Source organism: Bradyrhizobium sp. Cp5.3 (assembly GCF_000426265.1).
In the GTDB taxonomy this organism is placed as follows: domain Bacteria; phylum Pseudomonadota; class Alphaproteobacteria; order Rhizobiales; family Xanthobacteraceae; genus Bradyrhizobium; species Bradyrhizobium neotropicale.
In genome coordinates this window covers 294,933-317,553 of record NZ_AUFA01000001.1, presented here as the reverse complement: position 1 = coordinate 317,553, position 22,621 = coordinate 294,933, and the positions used below count along the sequence as shown (strand labels likewise).

The following is a 22,621-nucleotide window of genomic DNA, read 5'->3' as shown; positions in this document are numbered from 1 at the left end:
CAGATCAGGGCATTTCGGTCGCGGGCAGCGTGATGGTGAAGGTCGATCCGCTGCCGGGGCCGTCGCTCTCGGCGGTGACCTCGCCACCATGCATGTCGATAATACGCTTGACGATGGAAAGCCCAAGGCCCGTCGAGCTCTCGCCCGCGGTCGGCTTGGCCGACAGCCGCTGGAACCGGCCGAACAGGCGGCCGAGATCCTCCGGCGACAGGCCGGCGCCCTCGTCGGTGACGCGGACGACGGTGTCATGGCCCTCATGCGTGACCTCCACGGCGATCTTGCCGCCGATCGGGCTGTATTTGATCGCATTGCTGATGAGATTGTCGATCGCCTCGCGGATGCGATCGGTGTCGCACATGGTGACGATGTTGGGCGGCGCGATGACGCTGATCGCCTGCTGCTTGTTGACGGCGAGCGGCTGGTTGGCCTCGGCAACCTCCTGGACCAGCGCGGCGACGTCGACCGGCTCGCGGCGGATGGTGATGTCGAAGGCATCGGCCATCGCGTCCGAGATCAGATGATCGACCATCGTGGTCAGCCGCTTGGTGGCGTCGCGGATGTGGTCGACCTGGGAGATCACGCCAGCTTCGGAGGCGCCGGTCGAGATCAGCTCCTTCAGCATCTCGGTGCGGCCGAGGATGACGCCGAGCGGATTCTTCAGGTCGTGGGCGACCGTGCCGAGAATCTCGTTCTTGAAGCCGTTGGCGCGCTGCAGCCGCAGCCATTGCGCCGAGAGGCGGCGGTTGGCCTGCATCAGCGCGCGGGTGCGCTGGGCGACGCGGTCCTCGAGCTGCGTATTGGCGTCCTGGAGTTGCTGATAGAGGATCACGTTGTCGAAGGCGATCGAGAGCCGGCTGGAGAAGATCTCGACCAGCGAGCGGTCGGTCTCGGACAGCTCGCGCTCGGCCTGCAGCAGCACGACGACCTCGCGGCCAGAGCCGGTGCGCAAATAGATGACGCTGCGATGGTCGGCGAATTCGTTCTTGCGGCGCTGGAACGCGGCCTCCACCAGCGCGCGCAGGTCGGGATCGAGCGCCTTCGACGAGGTCGTGCCGATGAAGCGGCTGTAGCAGCCGCTGCCGGCGAGCACCGAGAGCTCGGCGTCCGATCCGCCATTGTCGCGCAGGACCAGTATTCCGGCGCAGTCGACATTGAGCAGCGAGGCGAGCTGGGTCAGCACGCCCTCGGCGAGGCGCTGCATCGACTTGAAGTCGTAGAGCGTCGAGGCCGCATCGATGATGATCTCGAGCCCGCGCCGTGTCTGCACCATGCGCTCGAGCTGCTGGTAGGAGCGCAGCGCCGCGGTCAGCGAGGTGAACAGCTTGTCGGCGGTGAGCTCGGTCTTGGCCTTGTAGTCGTTGATGTCGTACTGCACGATCACGCGCCGCTCGGGCGCTTGGCCGGGCTGGCCGGTGCGCAGGATGATGCGCACGGTCTCGTTCCTGATCTCGTTGCGGATGAATTCAACCAGCTCGAGACCCGCGACGTCCGTCTCCATGATGACGTCGAGCAGCACCGCGGCGATGTCGCCGTGCTCGCGCATCAGCTTGCGACCTTCCGCCGCGGAATAGGCGGAGAGGATCTCCAGGCTCTGGCCGTTGAGGCTGTAATCGGACAGCGCAAAGCGGGTGCCGTCATGCACGGCCGGATCGTCGTCGATGACGGCGATCTTCCATTTCCGGGCGCTGGTATCCTCCGACGCGGTACCGGTATCGTCGATCAGGTGGAGGACATCGTCCTGTTCGGCCATTGAGAAGTCCCGTCAGTCTCTGTGCTTTGCGCGCCGCCCTTGGCGACCCGCGGCATGATAATCCGGAAAGTAGTGCCTTGTCCCGGCTTGGATTCCAGCATCATCCGCCCGCCGAGCTGCTGGGTCACCAGGTTATAGACGATATGCAGGCCGAGGCCCGTGCCGCCTTCATTGCGCCGGGTGGTAAAGAAAGGGTCAAAGGCCTGCCGCTGCACGTCGGGCGTCATGCCGGCCCCGTCATCGGCGAAGATGATCTCGATGTCGTCGGCCCCGCGCGGCCGCGCCGAGATCGAGATCGTGCCGGCGCGGCCGTCGGCGAAGGCGTGGTTGGCGGCGTTGAGGAAGAGGTTGGTCAGGATCTGGCCGTAGGAGCCGGGATAGCCGTCGAGCAAGAGTCCCTCGGGCACGTCGACCTTGAGCGTGATCGGCGAGCGCTTCAGGACGGGGCGCAGGCTCGCGATGATCTGATCGGTGGCCTCGTTGAGGGAGAACTGCCGCCGCTCGGCATGGGAGCGGTCGACCGCGACCTGCTTGAACGACTGGATCAGCTCGCCGGCGCGCGTGAGGTTGGCGACGAGCTGCTGCGAGGCATCACGCGAGGCCTGCACGAACTCCTCGAGCTGCGAGCGGCGCAAACCGCCGTCGCCCTTGAGCTGCGCCTCGAAGATCTCGCTGCGCCGGGCGAAGCTGGAGGCAACGGTGAGGCTGATGCCGATGGGGTTGTTGACCTCGTGGGCGACACCGGCAACGAGCCCGCCGAGCGCGGCGAGCCGTTCGGCATCGATCAGGTTCTGCTGCGCGGTGTTGAGCTCGAGCAGCGCGCTCTCGGCCTTCTCCTTGGACGCGCGCAGCTCGTCCTCGGCATTGCGCTTGGCGATCGCGTTCTCGCGGAACACCTCCACCGCGCGCGCCATGGCGCCGACCTCGTCGCGCGCCTTGATGCCCTGCACCTCGCGGTCGAGATCGCCCATCGTGATCGCGCGCATCGCGGTCATGATCTGCTGCAGCGGCAGCCGGATCGACAGCGCGATCAGCACGCCGGCGGTGAGGATGATGCCGAGGAAGATCACGGCGATCGACAGCACCCGCCGCGAAATGTCCGCCAGCGTGCGGTCGAAGGTCTCCTGTGCCTTCTGCTCGCGCTGGCGCATCTTGGTCGAGAGATCGTCGATCGCGCCGATCGCCTCGGCCTGGCTGGCGTCGATCGTGTTGCGGAGCAGCTCGGTGCGGCTCGTGAGCTGCTCGGACAGCTTGGCAAAGCCCTCGCGCATCGCGGTGGTGCGCGCCGCCAGCTTCTGCAGCGCCATGCGCTGCAGGTCGTTGTCGGCGAGATCGATCATCACCGGGATGGTCTTCTCGATCGTCTCGGTGTTGCGGCGCGCGTCGTCGGCGGCGGCCGGTGACAGCGACAAATAATATGAATTCGCCGCGACCAGCATCGCGGTAAAGGCCTCGCGGGATTTGCCGAGCGAGGGCCAGATCAGCGCGTCGCGGTGACCGGTGGCGCCTTCGATGATGGAATAGAGGCCCGCCATGTCCTTGGCCGGACCCTGCACCTGCTCCTCATAGGTCTTGGCAATGGTCGCCTGCACGCTGCGCAGCTCGCCGAAGCCGTTGAGGAAGCGCTCGGTGGTGCGCTCGAGCTCCTCGACCGAACCAGCCAGCATCGGGTCCTTGGCGGCGCGGTTGGTCAGCGTGCCCAGCACGGCCTCGCGCAGCAGCAGGATTTCGGCGAACAGGTCCGGGCTCGGCTGGTTGATGTAGCGGTGGATCAGGTTCTGCAGCCGCCCGGTCTCGCTTTCGAGCAGCGCCAGGATCTTGTCGGACTCGCGCACCTGGCGCACGTCGTCCCAGGCCGAGCCCAGCACCTGCGAGCCGTTCCAGATCAGCCCGACCAGCACCACCACCACGGCGGAGTTGAGCCCGGCGATCGACAGGATGCGCCAGCGGATCGGCACCGCCCGCAGCATGCCGACCAGGCGCGCGCGCAGCCGCCCGATCGGGCCGGGTAGCCTGTCCGCGTGCTCGCTGTGTCCGGGCTCAGCCAAAAAGCCTCACTCCACCTTGCGAATGCGTTCGATCAGCGCAGCCGCGGCGGGATCGCGCGCGGCCTTGGCGTAGATCGGGGCCATCGCGTCTTCGAACGGCTTGCGGTCGACGTCGCGAACGATGGTGACGCCGGCAGCCTCCGCCTTGTGCTGCGACTGCTCGTCGAGGTCGCGCCATTTCTCGCGCATGAAGCGGCTTGAGCGCAGCGCGGCCTCCTTGAAGATCTTGCGGTCGTCGGCGGTCAGGCTCTGCCAGGCCTTGAGCGAGATCACCAGCACCTCCGGGCTCATGGTGTGTTCGGTGAGCGTGTAGTAGCCGGCATATTTGTAATGATCCGTCGTCACGAAGGAGGGCCAGTTGTTCTCCGCGCCATCGAGCAGATGGGTCACTAGCCCGGTCAGCACCTGCCCATAGGGCAGTTCGACCGGCTCGGCGCCCAGCGAGCGGATCATCTCGCTCATCAACTCCGACTGCTGCACCCGGATCCGCAATCCCTTGAGATCAGCCACACCCTTCACCGGCCGGACGCCGTTATAGATCGAGCGCGCGCCGGAATCGTAGAAGGCGAGGCCGACGAAGCCATAGGGCTCGAAGCTGTCCAGGATCTCGCTGCCGATCGGACCATCCAGCACCTTCTGCATGTGCTCGATGGAGCGGAACAGGAACGGCATGGCGAGCACATTCATCGCCGGGACGAAGTTGCCGATCAGTGCCACGTTGGTCCGGTTGAGGTCGATCGCGCCGGCCCGGGTCTGCTCGATCGTTTCCTTCTCCTCGCCGAGCTGGCGGGAGTGAAACACCTTCACCTCGTGCCGGCCGCCGGTGCGCTCCGCGATCAGGGCGCCCATGTAACGCAGCGCCTGGACGGTGGGGTAATCCTCGGTCTGGGTGTCGGCGGCGCGAAATTCGCGCGCAAACGCCTCCGTCGCGCATATCGCGAACAAAAGCACGACGAAAACCACCCCGGTCCGCGAGAGTTCGGCACGGCTCAACACTGGCACACTCAACCCCTCAGTGATGGAGTCTATGGCGGGACGAAAAGGTTCAATGCAATCTAGCAGATGGTAAAGGGAAGGCCATCCCGGGCCGTCGCGGCCGTCGATTGTGCGGTGCGTCTTAACCTTATTCCCGGTTGAAACCGGAGGTGCCGCGCCTTAAGCACGGGATGTGCGAAAGCCGCCTTTTTGTTCGCAGCCGACGGGATGAGCGAATCGTGATGTCAGCCTCGCGCCTCTTGCAAGCCCTTGTCCAAGCCCTTGTCCAAGTCCTTGTCCAAGTCCTTGCCGCCGCTGCCGTGCTCGCCCTGACCTCGCCGGCAGGCGCCACCACCGATATTCAGCTCTGGCACGCGATGTCGGGCGAGCTCGGCCGGCAATTGGAGAAGCTCGCCACTGATTTCAACGCCGCGCAATCCGACTATCGGATCGTGCCGAGCTACAAGGGCAATTACACCGAGACCGTGACGGCGGCGATCTTCGCCTTCCGCTCGCGCGGCCAGCCCGCGATCGTCCAGGTCAACGAGGTCGCAACCGCCACCATGACTGCGGCCAAGGGCGCGATCTATCCGGTGTACAGCCTGATGCGCGACCTGAACGAGCCGTTCGCGCCAGATGTCTACCTTCCGGCAGTCTCCGGCTACTATACGGATGCCGCCGGCAATCTGTTGTCGTTCCCGTTCAACGCGTCGACGCCGATCCTCTATTACAACAAGACCATGTTCCGCGACGCCGGCCTCGATCCGGAGAAGCCGCCGCGGACATGGCCCGAGCTCGGGGCCGCCGCAAAGCGCCTGCGCGAGCGTGGCGCGGTGTGCGGCTTCACCACATCCTGGCCATCCTGGATTCATGTCGAGAATTTCTCCGCCTTTCACAACCTTCCGCTTGCCACCAGAACCAACGGCTTTGCCGGCCTGGATGCGGAATTGACCATCAACAACGCAGCCCTGGTGCATCACATCGCCCAGCTCGCGGAGTGGCAGAAGGACAAGGTGTTCGACTACAGCGGCCGCGGGCAGTCGGCCGAGCCGCGCTTTCAGAATGGCGAATGCGGCATCTTCATCGGCTCCTCGGCGACGCGCGCCGACATCAAGGCGAATTCGAAGTTCGAGATCGGCTACGGCATGATGCCGTACTGGCCGGACGTGAGGGACGCGCCGCAGAACTCGATCATCGGCGGCGCCACGCTGTGGGTGCTGCGCGACCGCCCGCGCGACGAATACAAGGGCGTGGCGAGGTTCTTCGCCTATCTGTCGCAGCCCGGCGTGCAGGCGGCCTGGCACCAGAACACCGGCTATCTGCCGATCACCCGCGCCGCGTTCGAGCTGACGCGCGCGCAAGGATTCTACGAACGCAACCCGGGCTCGTCGATCTCGTTCGAGGAGATCACGCTGCACCAGCCGACGCAGAACTCCAAAGGCATCCGGCTCGGCTCCTTCGTGCTGATCCGCGGCGTGATCGAGGACGAGCTGGAGCAGGCCTTTGCCGGCAAGAAGGACGCACAGGCGGCATTGGATTCCGCCGTCGAGCGCGGCAATAAGCTCTTGCGCCAGTTCGAGCGCGCGAGCCCGGACCGGTAGCGGCATGTTACGATTAGATCTGGCTGTCGCCGCGAAGGAGGTGTGCTCCCTCCCCCGCTCGCGGGGAGGGCTGGGGAGAGGGTGTCTCCACAATCGAGAACCCCCAAGAGGAGAGAGCCCCCACCCGGCGCTTCGCGCCGATCTCCCCCGCAAGCGGGAGAGGTCCACCGAGTTCTTGGCGTGAACCTACTCCAATCAAGACGCGCCGGCCTTCAAAAGCACGTCGTGCCGGTCGCGCTCAGATGACTGATGATGCATCGTCGGCGCTGCCGGTTTTCGCCGACGCGGAAAGCTTTCGCGTCTGGCGTTCCGATCCACGGCTGTGGCTGCCGATCGCGATCGACATCGCGCGCAGCCATGGCCTTGAAGCTCGCGCGCCGCAGGTGTTCTCGACCGGGACCAATCTCGTCGTCGGGCTCGACGAGCAGCGGATCCTGAAGATCTTCCCGCCGCTGTTGCGCGCGCAATTCGTCTCCGAGCGCGGTTCGCTGGCGCAGCTTGCGGGCCGCCTTTCCCTGCCGATTCCCGAGATCGTCGCAGAAGGCGAGCGCGACGGCTGGCCCTTTCTCGTCATCACGCGCCTTGCCGGAACACTCGGCTCGGAGGCGTGGCCGCATCTAGCGGAAGACCAGAAAGAGCGCGTGCTGCGCCAGATCGGCGAGACCATCGCGGCCGTGCAGCGCGCTCCGCTCGGGCCGCTCGCGCAAATCGAGCCGCGCTGGGACGAATTCATGCGCCGGCAGATGCAGGGCTGCCGTAGCAGGCATGAACGTCTCGGCCTTGCGCCAAAATTTCTCGCCGGCCTCGACGATCTCCTGCACGATGCGGCCGGGCTCATTCCGATGGATGCGCCGCCGGTGATCCTGATCGGCGAATACATTCCGGAAAATTTCCTGCTCGCCTGCCACGATGGCGAGTGGTCGCTCGCCGGCCTGTTCGACTTCGGCGACGTGCTGACGGGATGGCGTGACTACGACCTGCTCGGCCCCGGCGCCTTCATGGCAGCAGGGCGGCCCGGCCGGGTGCGCAGCCTGCTCGAAGGCTTCGGCTATTCGAAGCTGGACTACGCGCTGAAGCGGCGGCTGATGGCCCTCATGCTGCTGCATCGTGCCAGCGACCTCAACAGCCATGTCTGCATCGAGGGCTGGCAGCAGAAGGCAGACGATCTCGTCGAGCTTCAGGACCTGATCTGGCCGGGGTGAGCGGCGGGCAGGAGGCGTCGGTGGAGCGCGTTGAAAGGGGCGGGCTCCCCAATCATCACTGTCGTCCTGGCTTTCGCCAGGACGACGGCGATATCAGTGAATCAGCTCAACAAATGGGCGTAGGTGGCTTTCAGCTTATTTAATGAGCAAGTACGCCTCTTTGTATGCAGTTGGTGAAGTGTACGCGGCAGCCGGAAGAGGCGTAGATTTCCACATTACCTTGCAAGACCAATCTCTTAGGTCGGACCTAGGTCTCCACTAAGCCTTGGCACGAACCTTGCGATGCCAGCTCCAACCAGAAACGTTTGTGTTGGAGTCATTTCATGAAGCGCCGCGATTTCCTCAGGTCCGTGTCCGGATTGGCCGCTGGCGCGGCGCTTCCGGCGATGCCCGCCGTGATCTCTCCCGCCAGGGCCGATGCCCGCTCCGAGACGCTGCTGATCGTCTCCGAAGGCGGCCCCAACAATCTCGACATCCACGGCGTCGGCACGAACGTGCCCGGCTATGAAGTGTCCTGGAATTGCTACGACCGCCTGATCAGCCACGAGATGAAGAGCGGTCCCGGCGGGGTGCCCTATTACGACCGCGACAAGTTCAAGGGCGAGCTCGCCGAGGACATCAAGATCGACGACATGTCGGTCACCTTCAAGCTGCGCAAGAACGCCAAATTCCACGACGGCACGCCGGTCACCGCGAAGGACGTGAAGTGGTCGCTCGACCGCGCCGTCTCGGTCGGCGGCTTTCCGACCTTCCAGATGAGCGCGGGCTCGCTGACAAAACCCGAGCAGTTCGTCGTGGTCGACGATGCCACCGTGCGCGTCGACTTCCTGAAGAAGGATCGACTGACGATTCCCGATCTCGCCGTGATCGTGCCCTGCGTCGTTAACTCCGAACTGGTGAAGAAGAACGCCAGCGAGAAGGACCCGTGGGGTCTCGAGTTTACCAAACAGCAGACCGCGGGCTCCGGCGCCTACAAGGTGACGAAGTGGACGGCGGGCACCGAAGTGGTGATGGAGCGCAATGAGGATTGGGCCTGCGGTCCGCTGCCGAAGATCAAGCGCGTGATCTGGCGCATGGTGCCGCAAGCCGGCAACCGCCGTGCGCTGCTGGAGCGCGGCGATGCCGACATCTCCTATGAATTGCCGTTCAAGGATTTCCAGGAGATGAAGGCCAACGGCAAGCTCAACGTGGTGTCGCTGCCGTTCTCCAACGGCATCCAGTATATCGGCATGAACGTCACCAGGCCGCCGTTTGACAATCCGAAGGTGCGGCAGGCGATGGCCTATGCGATGCCGTACCAGAAGATCATGGACGTCGTGCTGTTCGGCCTCGGCAATCCCATGTTCGGCGCATCTGCGGACAAGGCCACCGAAATCGCCTGGCCGCAGCCGCACAAATACAACACCGACATGGAGAAGGCGAAGGCGCTGCTGGCCGAGGCCGGCTATGCCAACGGCTTTGAGACCACGATCTCGTTCGACCTCAACTTCGCCGGCGTCAACGAGCCGCTCTGCGTGCTCGTGCAGGAGAGCCTCGCGCAGCTCGGCATCAGGACGACCATCAACAAGGTGCCGGGCGCCAACTGGCGCACCGAGCTCAACAAGAAGGAGATGCCGCTCTTCACCAACGTGTTCTCGGGTTGGCTCGATTACCCCGAGTACTTCTTCTACTGGTGCTATCACGGCAACAATTCCGTCTTCAACACCATGAGCTACAAGTCGGCGGAGATGGACAAGCTGATCGACGGCGCCCGCAACGCCGCCGCGATCGGCGACAAGGCGACCTATGACGCCGACGTGAAGGGCTTCGTCGATCTCGCCTACGCCGACATCCCGCGCATCCCGCTCTACCAGCCCTTCGTCAACGTCGCGATGCAGAAGAACATCAGCGGCTACGAGTACTGGTTCCACCGCCGGCTCGATTACCGCGCGATGGCGAAGGGGTGAGCGAACATGCTGATGGTCTGCGACGCATCGGCATTTGTTGGTCTCCGTGGCTTGAGTGAGGTGGGCACATTTCTTTCATTCCCTCCCCCCTTGCGGGGGAGGGGCAGGGAGGGGGGTAGCCACCAACTCCGACCTCGCTTGGGGCGACCCCCCTCCCTAGCCCTCCCCCGCAAGGGGGGAGGGAACGCAGCGGAGCAGGGGGCGGCATTGTTGCCAACGAGCGAGAGCGCTCGCGTCGACGGCCTATCAGCATCAACAGTTCGGAGCGCCCCATGCTGACCCTAATCGGCAAGCGCCTGATGTTTGCGATCCCATCGCTGATCGGCGTCGTCATCGTTACCTTCCTGCTCACGCGCGCGCTGCCGGGTGATCCGGCGGCGTACTTCGCCGGTCCCGCCGCGACGAAGGAGGCGGTCGAGCAGATCCGGAAAAAACTCGGCTTCGACAAGCCGCTGGTCGAGCAGTTCTTCCGTTACGCCAACGATCTCGCCCATGGCGACTTCGGTACCTCGCTCACGACCGGCCAGCCGGTCGCGACCGAGATTCGCAACCGCCTGCCGGCCTCCGCCGAGCTGACGCTGCTCGGGCTCATCGTCTCCATCGCGATTGCCATTCCGCTTGGTGTACTCGCAGCAACGCGGCCGGGGTCGTGGATCGATCATCTCTGCCGGGTGACGACGACGGCCGGCGTGTCGCTGCCGGTGTTCTTCACCGGGCTCGTGCTGGTGTACGTCTTCTACTTCCAGCTCGGCTGGTCGCCCGCGCCGCTCGGCCGGTTGGATGTGTTCTACAGCGCACCGCCGACGGTGACGGGCTTCCATCTCATCGACACGCTGCTCGCGCGTGATCTCGAGGCGTTCCGTTCGGCGCTGAGCCAGCTCATCTTGCCGGCGGCGACGCTCGCGATCTTCTCGTTGGCGCCGATCGCGCGCATGACGCGCGCCTCGATGCTCGCGGTGCTCGCCTCCGAATTCGTCCGCACCGCACGCGCCAGCGGCCTGTCGCCGGCAACCGTCATCGTCACCTACGCCTTCCGCAACGCGATGCTGCCCGTCATCACCACGCTGAGTATGGTGTTCTCGTTCCTGCTCGGCGCCAACGTGCTGGTGGAGAAGGTCTTCGCCTGGCCCGGCATCGGCTCCTACGCGGTGGAAGCGCTGATCGCGTCCGACTTCGCGCCGGTGCAGGGTTTCGTGCTGACCATGGCGGTCATGTACGTGCTGCTCAATCTCGTGATCGACATTCTCTACGGCGTGATCGATCCGCGCGTGCGGCTGGAAGGGTAGAGCATGATCCGGAAAAGTGGACGCCGGTTTTCCGACAAGATCATGCTCCAAAGAAGAGTGCGAACATGAGCACCGTTGCGCCTGCTGTTGAACCGATTGGACCGGCCCGAACCTCAGGGTTCGCGGCGATGTTCGAGCACACGCGGTATGTGCTCGGCGAGAACAAGGTCACGGGCTTTGCCTTCGGGCTGCTGCTCCTCATCGTCTTCGCGGCATTGTTCGGCCCCTATGTGGTGCCGCACGATCCGCTCGCATCGGATACCGCGGCCGCACTGAAACCGCCGTCGGCAGCGCACTGGTTCGGCACCGATCAACTCGGCCGCGACATTTTCAGCCGCGTCATCGTCGCAACCCGCCTCGACTTTTTCATCGCGGTTGCTTCCGTCGTTCTGGTGTTCCTGATGGGCGGGCTTGCCGGCATCGCGGCAGGCTATTTCGGCGGCTGGACCGATCGCATCGTGGGCCGCATCGCCGACACCATCATGGCCTTCCCATTGTTCGTGCTGGCGATGGGCATCGTCGCCGCGCTCGGCAATACCGTGCAGAACATCATCCTGGCCACCGCCATCGTGAACTTCCCGCTCTATGCCCGCGTGGCGCGTGCCGAAGCCAATGTCCGTCGCAATGCCGGCTTCGTGCAGGCGGCGCGTCTGTCCGGCAACGGTGAGTTCCGCATCCTGCTCGTGCACATCCTGCCCAACATCATGCCGATCATGATCGTGCAGATGTCGCTGACCATGGGCTACGCCATCCTCAATGCCGCCGGCCTCTCCTTCATCGGCCTCGGCGTGCGTCCGCCGACCGCGGAATGGGGCATCATGGTTGCCGAGGGCGCCGGCTTCATGGTGTCCGGCGAATGGTGGATCGCGCTGTTCCCGGGCCTCGCGCTGATGATCGCCGTGTTCTGCTTCAACCTCCTCGGCGACGGCCTCCGCGACATCGTCGACCCGCAGCGGAGGACGTGATGTTCGAACGCTCCTCCCATCGCGCCGCTCTTCGCCTCTCCCCGCCTGCGGGGAGAGGCATAGGCCGCCTTTGGCGGCCGTCCCTTAAGGAAACGCCGAAGCTGAGCTTCGGCTATGCCGCGTTAGCGGACCGGGTGAGGGGGAGTCTCCGCGAACTCCTCTGCCTATTGTCTGCGCGGATAGAGGCCCCTCACCCTAACCCTCTCCCCGTCAGAACGGGGAGAGGGAAGAGGGAGCGGAGGATATAAATGTTCGAACGGTCTCAAGTGCTTGGCGCGCTTCACCTCTCCTCGCGCGCATCCGTCCGGACTAGCCCCGTTCTACTTTGCATGGGGTTGTTTTCGCGATTTTTGCGGAGGCCAGCATGACCGCCCAGCCCCTGCTCGACGTCCGGGACCTCACGGTCGAATTCACCACCCGTCGCGGCATCGTCAAGGCGGTGCAGCATGTCGACATCTCCGTCGCCAAGGGCGAGACGCTGGCTATCGTCGGCGAGTCCGGTTCCGGCAAGTCGGTGACCTCATATGCGGTGATGCGCATCCTCGACCGCGCCGGGCGGATCGCCGAGGGCTCGGTGATGTTCTCCGGCATCGATGTGAAGGCCGCGACCGAGGACCAGATGCGCGACCTGCGCGGCCGCGAGGTCTCGATGATCTTTCAGAACCCGCGCGCCGCGCTCAATCCGATCCGGAAAGTGGGCGACCAGATCGAGGACGTGCTGCGCACCCATGTGCAGCAGGCGCAGGTCGCCGATCATGGCGAGAAGGCGCTTCTAGCGCTGGAGCAGGTCAAGATCGCCCGGCCGCGCGAGCGCTACCACGCCTATCCGTTCGAGCTCTCCGGCGGCATGTGCCAGCGCGTCGTCATCGCGCTGGCGCTCGCCTGCAATCCGCAGCTCCTGATCGCGGACGAGCCGACCACCGGCCTCGACGTCACCACGCAGAAGGCGGTGATGGACCTCATCGTCGAGCTGACCAGGCGGCGCGCGATGTCGACCATCCTGATCACGCATGACCTCGGCCTCGCCGCCGCCTACTGCGACCATGTCGTAGTGATGGAGAAGGGCCGGGTGGTCGAGACCGCAAAGGCTGCCGACATCTTCGCCAATCCGCAGCACCCCTACACGCGCAAGCTGATGCGCGCGACTCCGCGGATCGGTGTGTCCTTGCGGGATCTATTGCCGGAGGAGGAAGGTAGCGCGGCAACTTCCTTCGCCTCTCCCCGCACGCGGGGAGAGGCCGACGCGCTCGGCAGCGCACTTGCGCGCCAGAGCGCGGCGGGTGAGGGGGACTCTCCAGGCACTCCACTCGTGGAAGCAGCCCCTCACCCCAACCCTCTCAGAGCGAGCGAAGCTCGTCTCGACCCCGCGAAGAGCGGGGAGAGGGAGAAGGGAGAGCCCCTCCTCCTCGTCGAGAAGCTCGTGAAAGAGTATCCGCGCCAGGGCGCCACCGCAGTGCTAGGCAAATTGTTCGGCCGCAAGCCGCCGGTCGAGCCGGATGTGTTCCGCGCGGTCGATGGCATCAGCTTCTCGATCGGCCATGGCGAGAGTGTCGGCCTTGTCGGCGAATCCGGCTGCGGCAAATCGACGACGTCGATGATGGTGATGCGGCTGCTCGATCAGACCTCCGGCCGCATCCAGTTCGATGGCGAGGAGATCGGCAGCATCATGCCGAGCGCCTTTGCACGGCTGCCGCTGCGCAGCCGCATCCAGATGGTGTTCCAGGATCCGACCGACAGCCTCAATCCGCGCTTCACCGCCGCGCGCGCCATCGTCGATCCGATTCTGCAGCTCGGCAATGTCAGGGGGCGCGATGCGCTCCGCACCCGCTGCGAGGAACTGGCGGCGATGGTCGGCCTGCCCCTCAATCTGCTCGACCGCTTTCCGCATCAATTGTCCGGCGGCCAGAAGGCCCGTGTCGGCATCGCCCGGGCGATCGCGCTGCATCCCAAGCTCGTCATCCTGGACGAGCCGACCGCCGCGCTCGACGTCTCGGTGCAGGCGGTGGTCCTGAATCTGCTGGAGGACCTCAAGCAGCGGCTAGGCATGAGCTACCTGTTCGTCTCGCATGATTTGAATGTGGTGCGCTTATTGTGCGATCGTGTCATTGTGATGCGGACGGGTCGAATCGTGGAGGAAGGGTCTTCCGAGAAGGTCCTCAGCGATCCCCAGGACGACTACACCAAGCAGCTGTTGACGGCGATCCCGCATCCGCCGTTGCCGGTGCACTGAGAGACTGTGAGAGCGTGATGGCCGAACCGCTGGACGATTACATCGACGCCGTATCGAAAGCGCTGGCGCTGCCGGTCGAGGATGCCTGGCGGCCTGCGGTGCGCGCCAACCTCGAAGTCTCGCTGCGGCTCGGCCGCCTCGTCGACGAATTCGCGCTGCCGGACGAGACCGAGCCGGCGCCCGTGTTCACGGCCTGACGCCGCCATGACGATCAAGCCAGAGTCGACGGCTGCGGACATCGCGAAAGCGGTGGCCGGCGGCCAATCGTCCGCTCTCGCGGTGATTGAAGCTGCGCTCGCGCGCATCAAGCAGCACGACACCATCCTCAATTCCTTTACCGACGTCACCGCCGACCGCGCCCGCGCCAGAGCGCGCGCGATCGATGCCGATATCGCCGCCGGCAAGACAGTCGGCCCGCTCGCCGGCGTTCCCTTTGCGGTGAAGAACCTGTTCGATGTCGCAGGGCTGCCGACGCGGGCCGGCTCGAAGATCAACCGCGACCTTGCGCCCGCCACGCGCGACGCGACGCTGATCGAGCGGCTGGAAGCCGCCGACGCCGTGCTGGTCGGCGCGCTCAACATGGGCGAATACGCCTACGACTTCACCGGCGAGAACGTCCATGACGGTCCCTCGCGCAATCCGCATGACACCACACGGATGACCGGCGGCTCCTCGGGCGGTTCCGGCAGCGCCGTCGGCGGCGCGCTGGTGCCGATCGCGCTCGGCTCCGACACCAACGGCTCGATCCGCGTGCCGTCCTCGTTCTGCGGCATTTTTGGCCTGAAGCCGACCTATGGCCGGCTGTCGCGCGCGCGCTCCTTCCCCTTCGTCGCGAGCCTCGATCATCTTGGCCCGTTCGCGCGCTCCGTCACTGATCTTGCGCTGGCCTATGACGCGATGCAGGGACCGGATGCGGATGATGCCGCCTGCACCACGCGCGGTGTCGAGCCGGTCACGCCACTGCTCGGAGAGTCCATCGCGGGCCTGCGCGTCGCGATCGCCGGCGGCCACTTCCAGAAGAATGTGTTTCCCGAAGCTGTCGAGGCCGTCGGCCGCGTTGCCAAGGCGCTCGGTGCGACTGGCGTCGTCGACGTTCCCGAAGCCTCGCGCGCCCGCGCGGCGGCCTATGTCATCACCACGACGGAAGGCGCCTCGCTCCATCTCGATCGCCTGCGCAAGCGCCCCAACGATTTCGATCCGGCGGTGCGCGACCGGCTGATCGCCGGCGCGATGGTGCCGGCGCCGCTGGTCGACCGCGCGCAGAAGTTTCGCCGCTGGTATCGCGCGCGGGTCATGGAGCTGTTCAAATCGGTCGACGTGCTGCTCGCCCCCGCAACGCCCTGTGTCGCGCCAAAACTCGGCCAGGTGAATTTCACGCTCGACGGCGTCGAGATGCCGGTGCGCGCCAATATCGGCCTCCACACCCAGCCGATCTCGTTCATCGGCCTGCCCGTGGTGGCCGTGCCGGTGCCGCTCGAGCCGCTGCCGATCGGCGTGCAGATCATCACCGCGCCTTGGCGCGAGGACATTGGCCTGCGCGTCGCGCACGCATTGGAACAGATGGGCGTGGTCTCCGCGCCGTCGCCGAGAGGACTTTGAGATGCAGATCGATCTCCCCGACGTGATCGCGGAAGTGAAAGCCGCGTTCGAGCGCTACGAGACGGCTTTGGTCACCAACGACGTCGCCGTGCTCGGCGAGCTCTTCCGCAACGATCCCCGCACGCTGCGCTACGGCATCGGCGAGAATCTCTACGGCTATGAGGCGATCTCCGGCTTTCGCGCGGCGCGCTCTCCCGTCGGCCTGAGCCGCCGCACCGCCAAGACCGTCATCACCAGCTACGGCCGCGACACGGCCGTCGCCTCTACTTTGTTCTATCGCGAAACGGCGCCCGGCAAGGTCGGCCGGCAGATGCAGACCTGGATTCGCTTCCCGGAGGGCTGGCGTGTCGTCGCCGCCCATGTCAGCATCATCGACGAGTCGAAAGAGACATGAACGCATGACGCTCGACGACTTTCCGCCAGGGGCACTGCCAGCCGAACCGGTGGTGCCGCGTGTCGACCGGCCGCAACCGACCGTGCACAAGGTCACGCGCGCCGAGGAGCTGCGGCTGCAGCTCGCCGACGAGATCGTGCGCGGAACCTTGGCGCCCGGCGCGCCTCTCGACGAGACCGACATCGCGCGCCGCTTCAACGTCTCGCGCACGCCGGTGCGCGAAGCGCTGCGCCAGCTCGTCGCGAGCGGCCTCGTCGAGGCGCGCGCCCATCGCGGCGCAGTGGTGGCGCAGCCCTCGATCGAGCGGCTGACCAGCATGTTCGAGGCGATGGCGGAGCTCGAGGCGCTGTGCGCCGGCCTTGCCGCCGAACGCATGTCGGCGGCCGAGCGCCATGGTCTGGAGGCCATCCACGAGGAGCTCAGGGTCCTGAGCTACACCGGCAATCCCGAACGCTTCCACGAGGTCAACGAGCGCTTCCACAACGCGATCTATGCCGGCTCGCAGAACGGCTATATCGCCGAGATCACGCTTGCGACGCGCGTCCGTGTCCAGCCGTTCCGCCGCGCCCAGTTCCGCAACCTCGGGCGCCTCGCCAAGTCGCAAGCCGAGCACGACCGCGTCGTCGTCGCCATCATGCGCGGCGACAAGCAGGGCGCCGCCGCCGCCATGCGCGCGCATATCGAACTGGTACGCGGGGAGTATGAGATCTACGCGGTGTCGGTTTAAGGCAGCGACGGTTATCACACTCTCGATGTCGTCCTGGCGAAGGTTCCCGGGCTAGGAACCGTCACTCCCGCCGATCGTTTCCTCGGATCGCCCCGATGAGGAGAAATGCGATGGCGTCCTCCGAGAAAGTCCCCAGGCGTCACACCCAAAAGATGAAGCAGCGTCTCAAGGAGACGGTGACGTATCTGCGTGGAGACATCCGCAAGGTCGATGAGCCGCAGCTCGCCGCGATGCTCGAGACTTCAGCCGAAGTCCTGTCCGGCCTCATCAAGGCGTTCGACGATTACGAGAAGAAGAACGGATCCGCCTGGCGCAAATCGGCGTGAATGATGTCTCAGCCCGTCATGTCGGGCTGCGTGCGCGGCACGCAGCCCCGGAATGACGCTGTTGAGAGAGTTTACGCCGTCGCCCTCTCCGCCATATACGCGCGCCAGCCGCCATAGGCGGTGATGTCGCGGGCATCGGCCAGCACTTCGGGCTCGACGATGAAGCCCTTCACGCTGCGGCCATCCGCGAGCCTGACCGTGCCGATCGAGAGCGGCGCGGGAATCGCGTTGACGAATTTGCCGAAGGCGGATGCCGAGAGCGACCAGATCTCCAGCTCGATCGCCGCGCCCTTGCCGGCTTCGACGCGCAGCATGCCCGGCTTCGGCGGCGTGGTCTGGAGCGCATAGAGCTTGTAGTCCGGCGCGGTTTTGGTCGCCTCGATCAGGCGTCCGTTCAGCGCCGTCAACTCGCCGTTCAGCGCCATGCCGGAGAGATGCGCGCCGACCACCGCGATCGGAATCTCGTCGCCAGTGCTTGCAGGCAGCGGCGCGAGCGGTGCTTGCGCAACGCCCTTCGCACCGAGGCTCAGCTTCGTATCCACATGGAAGACGCGGCCAATGCTCGCAAGGAAAGCATCACGTCCCGCGGGTGCTAGCAACGTGATGCCGAACGGAATGCCGTCGGCACGCATCGACGCCGGCAGCGCCAGGCCGCAGAGGTCAAGCAGGTTCACAAAATTGGTGTAGGTGCCGAGCCGGCTGTTGAGCTCGACCGGATTGGCCAGCACTTGCGCGGTCGAATAGACCGTCGGCGCCGTCGGCAGCACCAGCGCGTCCAGATTGGCGAAGGTGCGCTCGGCGACCTTGCGCAGGCCCTGCAGACGGTAGAGCGCGGAGAAGGTCTCCGCTGCCGTCAGCCGAGCGCCGGCCGCCGTAATCTCGCGCGTCACCGGATGAATCGCATCCGGCGCGGAGGCGAGCAGATTGCGAATCACGAGATAGCGCTCGGCGACCCAGGGCCCCTCATAGAGCAGCCGCGCCGTCTCGTAGAACGGCTCGAGGTCGAACTCAACGAGGGTTGCGCCAAGTGCGGTCCAGCGTTGCAGCGCCTCGCCGTAAGCCGCTTCCGCCTTCTTGTCGCCGAAGAAGATCAGCTGCCCGTTGCGCGGCGTGCCGAGGCGCAGGTTTGCCGGGAACGGCGTGAGCGGCTGAAGCGGCCGGTCGCGCGAAAACGGATCGGCCTGATCGGGCGCCGCCATCACGGAGAGTGCGAGCGCGGCGTCGTCCACGGTTAGCGCGAACACCGAGACGCAGTCGAGCGTGCGGCACGCGGGCACGACACCCGCGGTCGAGATCATGCCGAGGCTCGGCTTCAGCCCGACGATGTTGTTGAGCATCGCCGGCACGCGGCCTGAGCCGGCCGTATCCGTGCCGAGCGACAGCGGCACCAGCCCCGCGCCGACGGCGGTCGCCGATCCCGAGCTCGATCCGCCCGGGATCAGATCCTCGCGGATCGAATTCCTGGGGATGCCATAGGGCGAGCGCACGCCGACGAGGCCGGTTGCGAACTGGTCGAGGTTGGTCTTGCCGAGGACGATGGCGCCGGCGGCGCGCAGCCGCGCCACCACGGTGGAATCATGCGTCGGCGTGTAGGCGAAGGCCGGACAGGCCGCGGTGGTCGCAAAGCCCTGCGCGTCGATATTGTCCTTTACCGCGACCGGCACGCCGTAGAGCGGCAGGCTCGCTGCGTCCTCTCGCGCGGCGAGCTTCTCGGCCTCGGCCATCGCATCCGCCTCATTGCGCAAGCTGATGAAGACCGCGGGATCCCGGTGGTCGCGGATGCGCTGATAGCTGCGCGCGACCGTCTGCGCCGGCGTGACCGTGCCTGCGCGGTGCGCGGCCACAATCGCGGCGATCGTTTCAGGCTGTTCGGCCCCCATGTCGACAAAACTCCGGCAATTCGTCTTCGCCCGGATTGAAGCAAGCGATGTGCCATTGTGTACAGAAGCCGGGCGGGGCGGGTGCTCTAGATATTATCAATTTATCATGGCCTTAGGCGATATTTAGATGGCCGACCGGTCACCGCGTCGGCGCTTTAATCGGGGCATCTGCCCAAATCCTGGGCAGTCGGGATCAGGTGAAGCAGGCGAGGATCCGGAGCAGGTGCTCCCGGTTCTCCTTGCCGATCTTCCCCTCGACGTGCCGCTCGTGTTCGGCGGCGAGACGCTTGAACTTCGCCAGCGCTGTTGCGCCCTGCGCGGTGAGATGCAGCGCGTGGGAGCGCCGGTCCGCCTTCGACTTGATCCGCTTCACCAGCCTGCGGGATTCGAGGCTGTCGAGCAGATGCACGAGCCGGGCGCGCTCAATACCGAGGCGTTTTGCCACCGCCATCTGGGTAAGGCCCGGATTGGCGCCGATGACCGTCATCACCGAATACTGCGTCGGCCGGATGTCGACCTCGCTGAGCGTCTTGACGAAGTCCTGGAAGATCCAGATCTGGAAGCGCCGCACCGCATAGCCGGCGTGGCCGACCAGCGCGTCGAGGCCGATCTCGTCCGCGTCGTTCGGTCGCGCCGCGCCGTTGCCGTCACGCTTGCGCGCCGGAACGCCGGTCTGTCGATGAATCGCTCTCTCCGACACGTGGCTTCTCCGCCGAAATCGCCTCAAGCCTAGCGGCTGCCGGCGGCGAAGGAAAGATTGTTGTTGACGACAACAATTGCGATGCCCAACATTATCGCCGAAGCAGCCCGGTACGAGGCTGCGGCCGATCCCGGCATTCGACCGGGCGAGGAGGAAACACATGACAGCCACCGCACGCGGTGATGCTTCCAGCCTGTTCGCAACGCCGAAAACCGTCGCCGAGCACCGCGCCGACGGCAGCATCGTGCTGCGCTCACCCGAGCGTTTGCGTGAGGGCGCGCGCTGCATCGGCGACTGGCTGGAGCAATGGGCGCGGCAGACGCCTGACGCGATCTTCCTTGCCGAGCGCGGCAGTGTCGAGGCGCCCTGGACCACGGTCAGCTATGCGCAGGCCTTGCGGCAGGTGCGCGCGGCGGCGTCCTGGATCCTGGCGCAGGGTCTGAGCGCGCAACGCCCCGTCGTCATCCTCTCCGACAACAGCATCGACCACGCGCTGCTCGCGCTCGCCGCCCAGCATGTCGGCGTGCCCTCGGCTGCGATCTCGCCGGCCTATTCGCTGATGTCCAGAGACTTCGACAAGCTCAAGAGCATGATCGCGCTGCTCGAGCCCGGTGCGATCTATGTCTCCGCGACAAAGCCGTTTGCCGCGGCGCTGGCCGCGATCAAGCCGCGGCATCGGGCGCAGATCATCAGCGGAAATGCCGATGACGTCGATGCGCTCGCGTTCCGCGCGATCGCGGCAACGACCGAGACACCCGATGTCGCAAAAGCCTTCGCGACGGTGACGCCGGACACGATCGCAAAATTCCTGTTCACGTCGGGCTCGACCGGCACGCCCAAAGCCGTCATCAACAGCCAGCGCATGCTGACCTCGAGCCAGGAGGCCAAGGCGCAGACCTGGACGTTCCTCGCGCCAGGCCGTGGCGATCTCGTCATTCTCGACTGGCTGCCCTGGAGCCACACCTTCGGCGCCAACCACAATTTCAACCTCGTGCTGCGCAACGGCGGCTCGCTTTATATCGACGGCGGCAAGCCCGCGCCGGGCCTGTTCGCGACCTCGCTTGCGAACCTGAAGAGCGTGATGCCGACGGTCTATTTCAACGTGCCGCGCGGCTTCGACATGCTGATCGCTGCGCTGCGCGGTGACGAAGATCTGCGGCGCCGCTTCTTTGCCGAGGTGAAGTTCGCCTTCTATGCCGGCGCCGCGCTGCCGCAGAATCTCTGGGACGCGCTCGAACAGCTCTCCGTCGAGACGGTCGGCCGCCCGCTGCCGATGGTGTCGGCGTGGGGCTCCACTGAAACCTCGCCGCTCGCGACCGACTGCCACTTCCTCGCCGAGCGCTCCGGCAATATCGGCGTGCCGATCCCCGGCACCGAGCTAAAGCTCGTCGCCTCCGGCGACAAGCTCGAGGTGCGTGTGCGCGGGCCCAACGTCACGCCGGGCTATTGGAAGGCGCCGGAGCTGACGAAGCCGGCCTTCGACGAGGAAGGTTTTTACCTCATCGGCGATGCCGTGAAATTCGCCGACGCCGAGCGACCCGAACGCGGCCTGTTCTTCGACGGCCGCGTCGCGGAGGACTTCAAGCTGAATTCCGGCACCTGGGTCAGCGTCGGCACGCTGCGCGTCGCCGGCATTGCCGCGCTGGCGCCGCTCGCGCAGGACATCGTCGTCACCGGTCATGGCGGCGACGAGGTGCGCTTCCTGGTCTTCCCGAACATCGCGGCCTGTCGCGCCCAAGCCGGTCTTGCCGAGGCGGCAGGCGTGAGCGACGTGCTTGCGCACGACCAGGTCAGGACCGCGATCGCGCAGGGGCTGGCCAGGCTGAAGCAGCAGCAGGGCGCGAACTCCTCCGGTCATGCGACGCGGGCGCTGCTGCTCGCCGAGCCGCCATCGGTCGATGGCGGCGAGATCACCGACAAGGGCTACATCAATCAGCGCGCCGTGCTGACGCGACGCGCGGATGCGGTGGCCCGGCTGAACGACGATGCGTCGGGCGAATGGATCGGCTTGTAGTTATCCGCTGATCAAACGGAGTTTGCGCCGTTTTCACCTCTCCCCCGAGAGAGTTTGGCGGGCAGCCTCCTTCCGGCCCATCCTTCGAGACGCCCGCTGTAGGCGGGCTCCTCAGGATGAGGTCTTGTTGCACGGCGAAATCCTAGATCCTCATGGTGAGGAGCGCCGCCTTACGGCGCGTCTCCAGCCATGAAGGCCCGAGTGCGTTCGCGCCACTCCCCCTCCCCATGAGGGCGGGCGAGAGGGAGTGACGCGGCGCAGCTTTAGGGCAGCATGCTTGCCGGATCGCCGAACTTTAATTCTTTTGTTGCCTAGGCAACTAATTTGTGCGAACCGTTCCAAACAAGGATGACGGCGGAGAGAACCGCTGCGCCTGATCTGGAGGAAGCATGTTCGGCAGGAATGGTGCCGCCGGCAAATTCCGGCGCATGCCCGACGACGATAATGGACCGCGCGCCCGGCGCGGTGTGTCAGCCGTCGGTGCCGGCCGTCACCGCGCCGAGATTTTCGTGCAGGCGGCGGATCAGGCCGATCAGCACCTCGCGCTCGTCCTTGCTGAGGCAGGACAGCAGGCGCCGTTCGCGGTCAAGGGCCGCGACGATGACCTTGTCATGGGTGGCGCGGCCCTTCGCCGTCAGCGAGATCGAATGGGTCCGGCCGTCGTTCGGGTCGGTGCGGATCGACACCAGCCCGCGCTTCTCGAGGCCCGACAGCGTCCGGCTCACTGGTCCCTTGTCGAAGCCGATGACGTGGCAGATGCGCGCGGCCGGAATGCCGGGCTCGATCGCCAGCAGCGACATGATCCGCCATTCCGTGACGTTGACGCCGAAGTGCCGCTGGTAGAACGCAGTCGCACTGTTCGAGAGCTTGTTGGCGATGAAGGTGATGAGGGCCGGGACGTAACGGTCGAGGTCGAGCGTCGGTCCGACCTCAGTGGCCGCAGGCTTCTGTCGGGGTCTGGTCGAAGGCGGAGGCATG

General features: G+C 65.6%; 18 protein-coding genes. 12 read left to right on the top strand and 6 right to left on the bottom strand.

Annotated elements, in window-relative coordinates:
• Window positions 1-4: 4 nt before the first annotated feature.
• From K289_RS0101510 to K289_RS0101500, 3 genes are all read right to left on the bottom strand, one after another.
• A complete protein-coding gene (locus K289_RS0101510) occupies window positions 5-1,750 on the bottom strand; it encodes a DUF3369 domain-containing protein (protein WP_027549830.1) in 1,746 nt (581 codons plus the stop codon).
• A complete protein-coding gene (locus K289_RS0101505; RefSeq protein WP_245283839.1) occupies window positions 1,720-3,720 on the bottom strand; it encodes an ATP-binding protein in 2,001 nt (666 codons plus the stop codon). The genes K289_RS0101510 and K289_RS0101505 overlap by 31 nt, the downstream gene beginning before the upstream one ends.
• 84 nt (window positions 3,721-3,804) lie before the next feature.
• On the bottom strand, window positions 3,805-4,800 hold the full coding sequence (locus K289_RS0101500) for a TRAP transporter substrate-binding protein (protein WP_027549828.1): 996 nt from the start codon (window positions 4,798-4,800) through the stop codon (window positions 3,805-3,807).
• A 215-nt stretch (window positions 4,801-5,015) separates the two neighbouring features.
• On the opposite strand from K289_RS0101500, the gene ugpB reads away from it, so the two are divergent.
• From ugpB to K289_RS0101445, 11 genes are all read left to right on the top strand, one after another.
• On the top strand, window positions 5,016-6,374 hold the full coding sequence (gene ugpB, locus K289_RS0101495) for a sn-glycerol-3-phosphate ABC transporter substrate-binding protein UgpB (RefSeq protein WP_035683574.1): 1,359 nt from the start codon (window positions 5,016-5,018) through the stop codon (window positions 6,372-6,374).
• A gap of 242 nt (window positions 6,375-6,616) precedes the next feature.
• A complete protein-coding gene (locus tag K289_RS0101490) occupies window positions 6,617-7,576 on the top strand; it encodes a phosphotransferase (RefSeq protein ID WP_027549826.1) in 960 nt (319 codons plus the stop codon).
• Between the two features lie 323 nt (window positions 7,577-7,899).
• Window positions 7,900-9,522, top strand: a complete 1,623-nt coding sequence (locus K289_RS0101485) for an ABC transporter substrate-binding protein (protein ID WP_027549825.1) — start codon at window positions 7,900-7,902, stop codon at window positions 9,520-9,522.
• 272 nt (window positions 9,523-9,794) lie between these two features.
• Window positions 9,795-10,808 carry an ABC transporter permease gene (locus K289_RS0101480; RefSeq protein WP_027549824.1) on the top strand — a complete coding sequence of 338 codons (1,014 nt, stop codon included), beginning with the start codon at window positions 9,795-9,797 and terminating at the stop codon, window positions 10,806-10,808.
• 65 nt (window positions 10,809-10,873) lie between these two features.
• The gene (locus tag K289_RS0101475) at window positions 10,874-11,773 is read left to right on the top strand and encodes an ABC transporter permease (protein WP_027549823.1); all 900 of its coding nucleotides are present in this window, start codon (window positions 10,874-10,876) and stop codon (window positions 11,771-11,773) included.
• Window positions 11,774-12,137: 364 nt separating this feature from the next.
• The gene (locus K289_RS0101470) at window positions 12,138-14,003 is read left to right on the top strand and encodes an ABC transporter ATP-binding protein (protein WP_027549822.1); all 1,866 of its coding nucleotides are present in this window, start codon (window positions 12,138-12,140) and stop codon (window positions 14,001-14,003) included.
• A gap of 17 nt (window positions 14,004-14,020) precedes the next feature.
• Window positions 14,021-14,200, top strand: a complete 180-nt coding sequence (locus K289_RS0101465) for a DUF4089 domain-containing protein (protein ID WP_027549821.1) — start codon at window positions 14,021-14,023, stop codon at window positions 14,198-14,200.
• 7 nt (window positions 14,201-14,207) lie between these two features.
• Window positions 14,208-15,602 carry an AtzE family amidohydrolase gene (locus K289_RS0101460; RefSeq protein ID WP_027549820.1) on the top strand — a complete coding sequence of 465 codons (1,395 nt, stop codon included), beginning with the start codon at window positions 14,208-14,210 and terminating at the stop codon, window positions 15,600-15,602.
• 1 nt (window position 15,603) lies between these two features.
• Window positions 15,604-15,996: an oxalurate catabolism protein HpxZ gene (gene hpxZ, locus K289_RS0101455; protein WP_027549819.1), complete on the top strand. Its 393-nt coding sequence runs from the start codon at window positions 15,604-15,606 to the stop codon at window positions 15,994-15,996.
• Between the two features lie 4 nt (window positions 15,997-16,000).
• Window positions 16,001-16,723: a GntR family transcriptional regulator gene (locus K289_RS0101450; RefSeq protein WP_027549818.1), complete on the top strand. Its 723-nt coding sequence runs from the start codon at window positions 16,001-16,003 to the stop codon at window positions 16,721-16,723.
• A gap of 110 nt (window positions 16,724-16,833) precedes the next feature.
• Window positions 16,834-17,049: a hypothetical protein gene (locus K289_RS0101445; protein ID WP_027549817.1), complete on the top strand. Its 216-nt coding sequence runs from the start codon at window positions 16,834-16,836 to the stop codon at window positions 17,047-17,049.
• Between the two features lie 71 nt (window positions 17,050-17,120).
• Here the strand turns inward: K289_RS0101445 and atzF are convergent, their stop codons facing one another.
• Window positions 17,121-18,929 carry an allophanate hydrolase gene (gene atzF / locus K289_RS0101440; RefSeq protein ID WP_027549816.1) on the bottom strand — a complete coding sequence of 603 codons (1,809 nt, stop codon included), beginning with the start codon at window positions 18,927-18,929 and terminating at the stop codon, window positions 17,121-17,123.
• A gap of 193 nt (window positions 18,930-19,122) precedes the next feature.
• Complete coding sequence (locus K289_RS0101435; protein WP_051310465.1) at window positions 19,123-19,629, bottom strand: MarR family winged helix-turn-helix transcriptional regulator; 507 nt, start codon at window positions 19,627-19,629, stop codon at window positions 19,123-19,125.
• A 160-nt stretch (window positions 19,630-19,789) separates the two neighbouring features.
• On the opposite strand from K289_RS0101435, the gene K289_RS0101430 reads away from it, so the two are divergent.
• The gene (locus tag K289_RS0101430) at window positions 19,790-21,643 is read left to right on the top strand and encodes a feruloyl-CoA synthase (protein ID WP_027549814.1); all 1,854 of its coding nucleotides are present in this window, start codon (window positions 19,790-19,792) and stop codon (window positions 21,641-21,643) included.
• 470 nt (window positions 21,644-22,113) lie between these two features.
• On the opposite strand, the gene K289_RS0101425 is transcribed toward K289_RS0101430, so the two are convergent.
• Window positions 22,114-22,620, bottom strand: coding sequence for a MarR family winged helix-turn-helix transcriptional regulator (locus K289_RS0101425; RefSeq protein WP_027549813.1), 507 nt, complete (start codon window positions 22,618-22,620; stop codon window positions 22,114-22,116).
• Between the last annotated feature and the right edge of the window lies 1 nt (window position 22,621).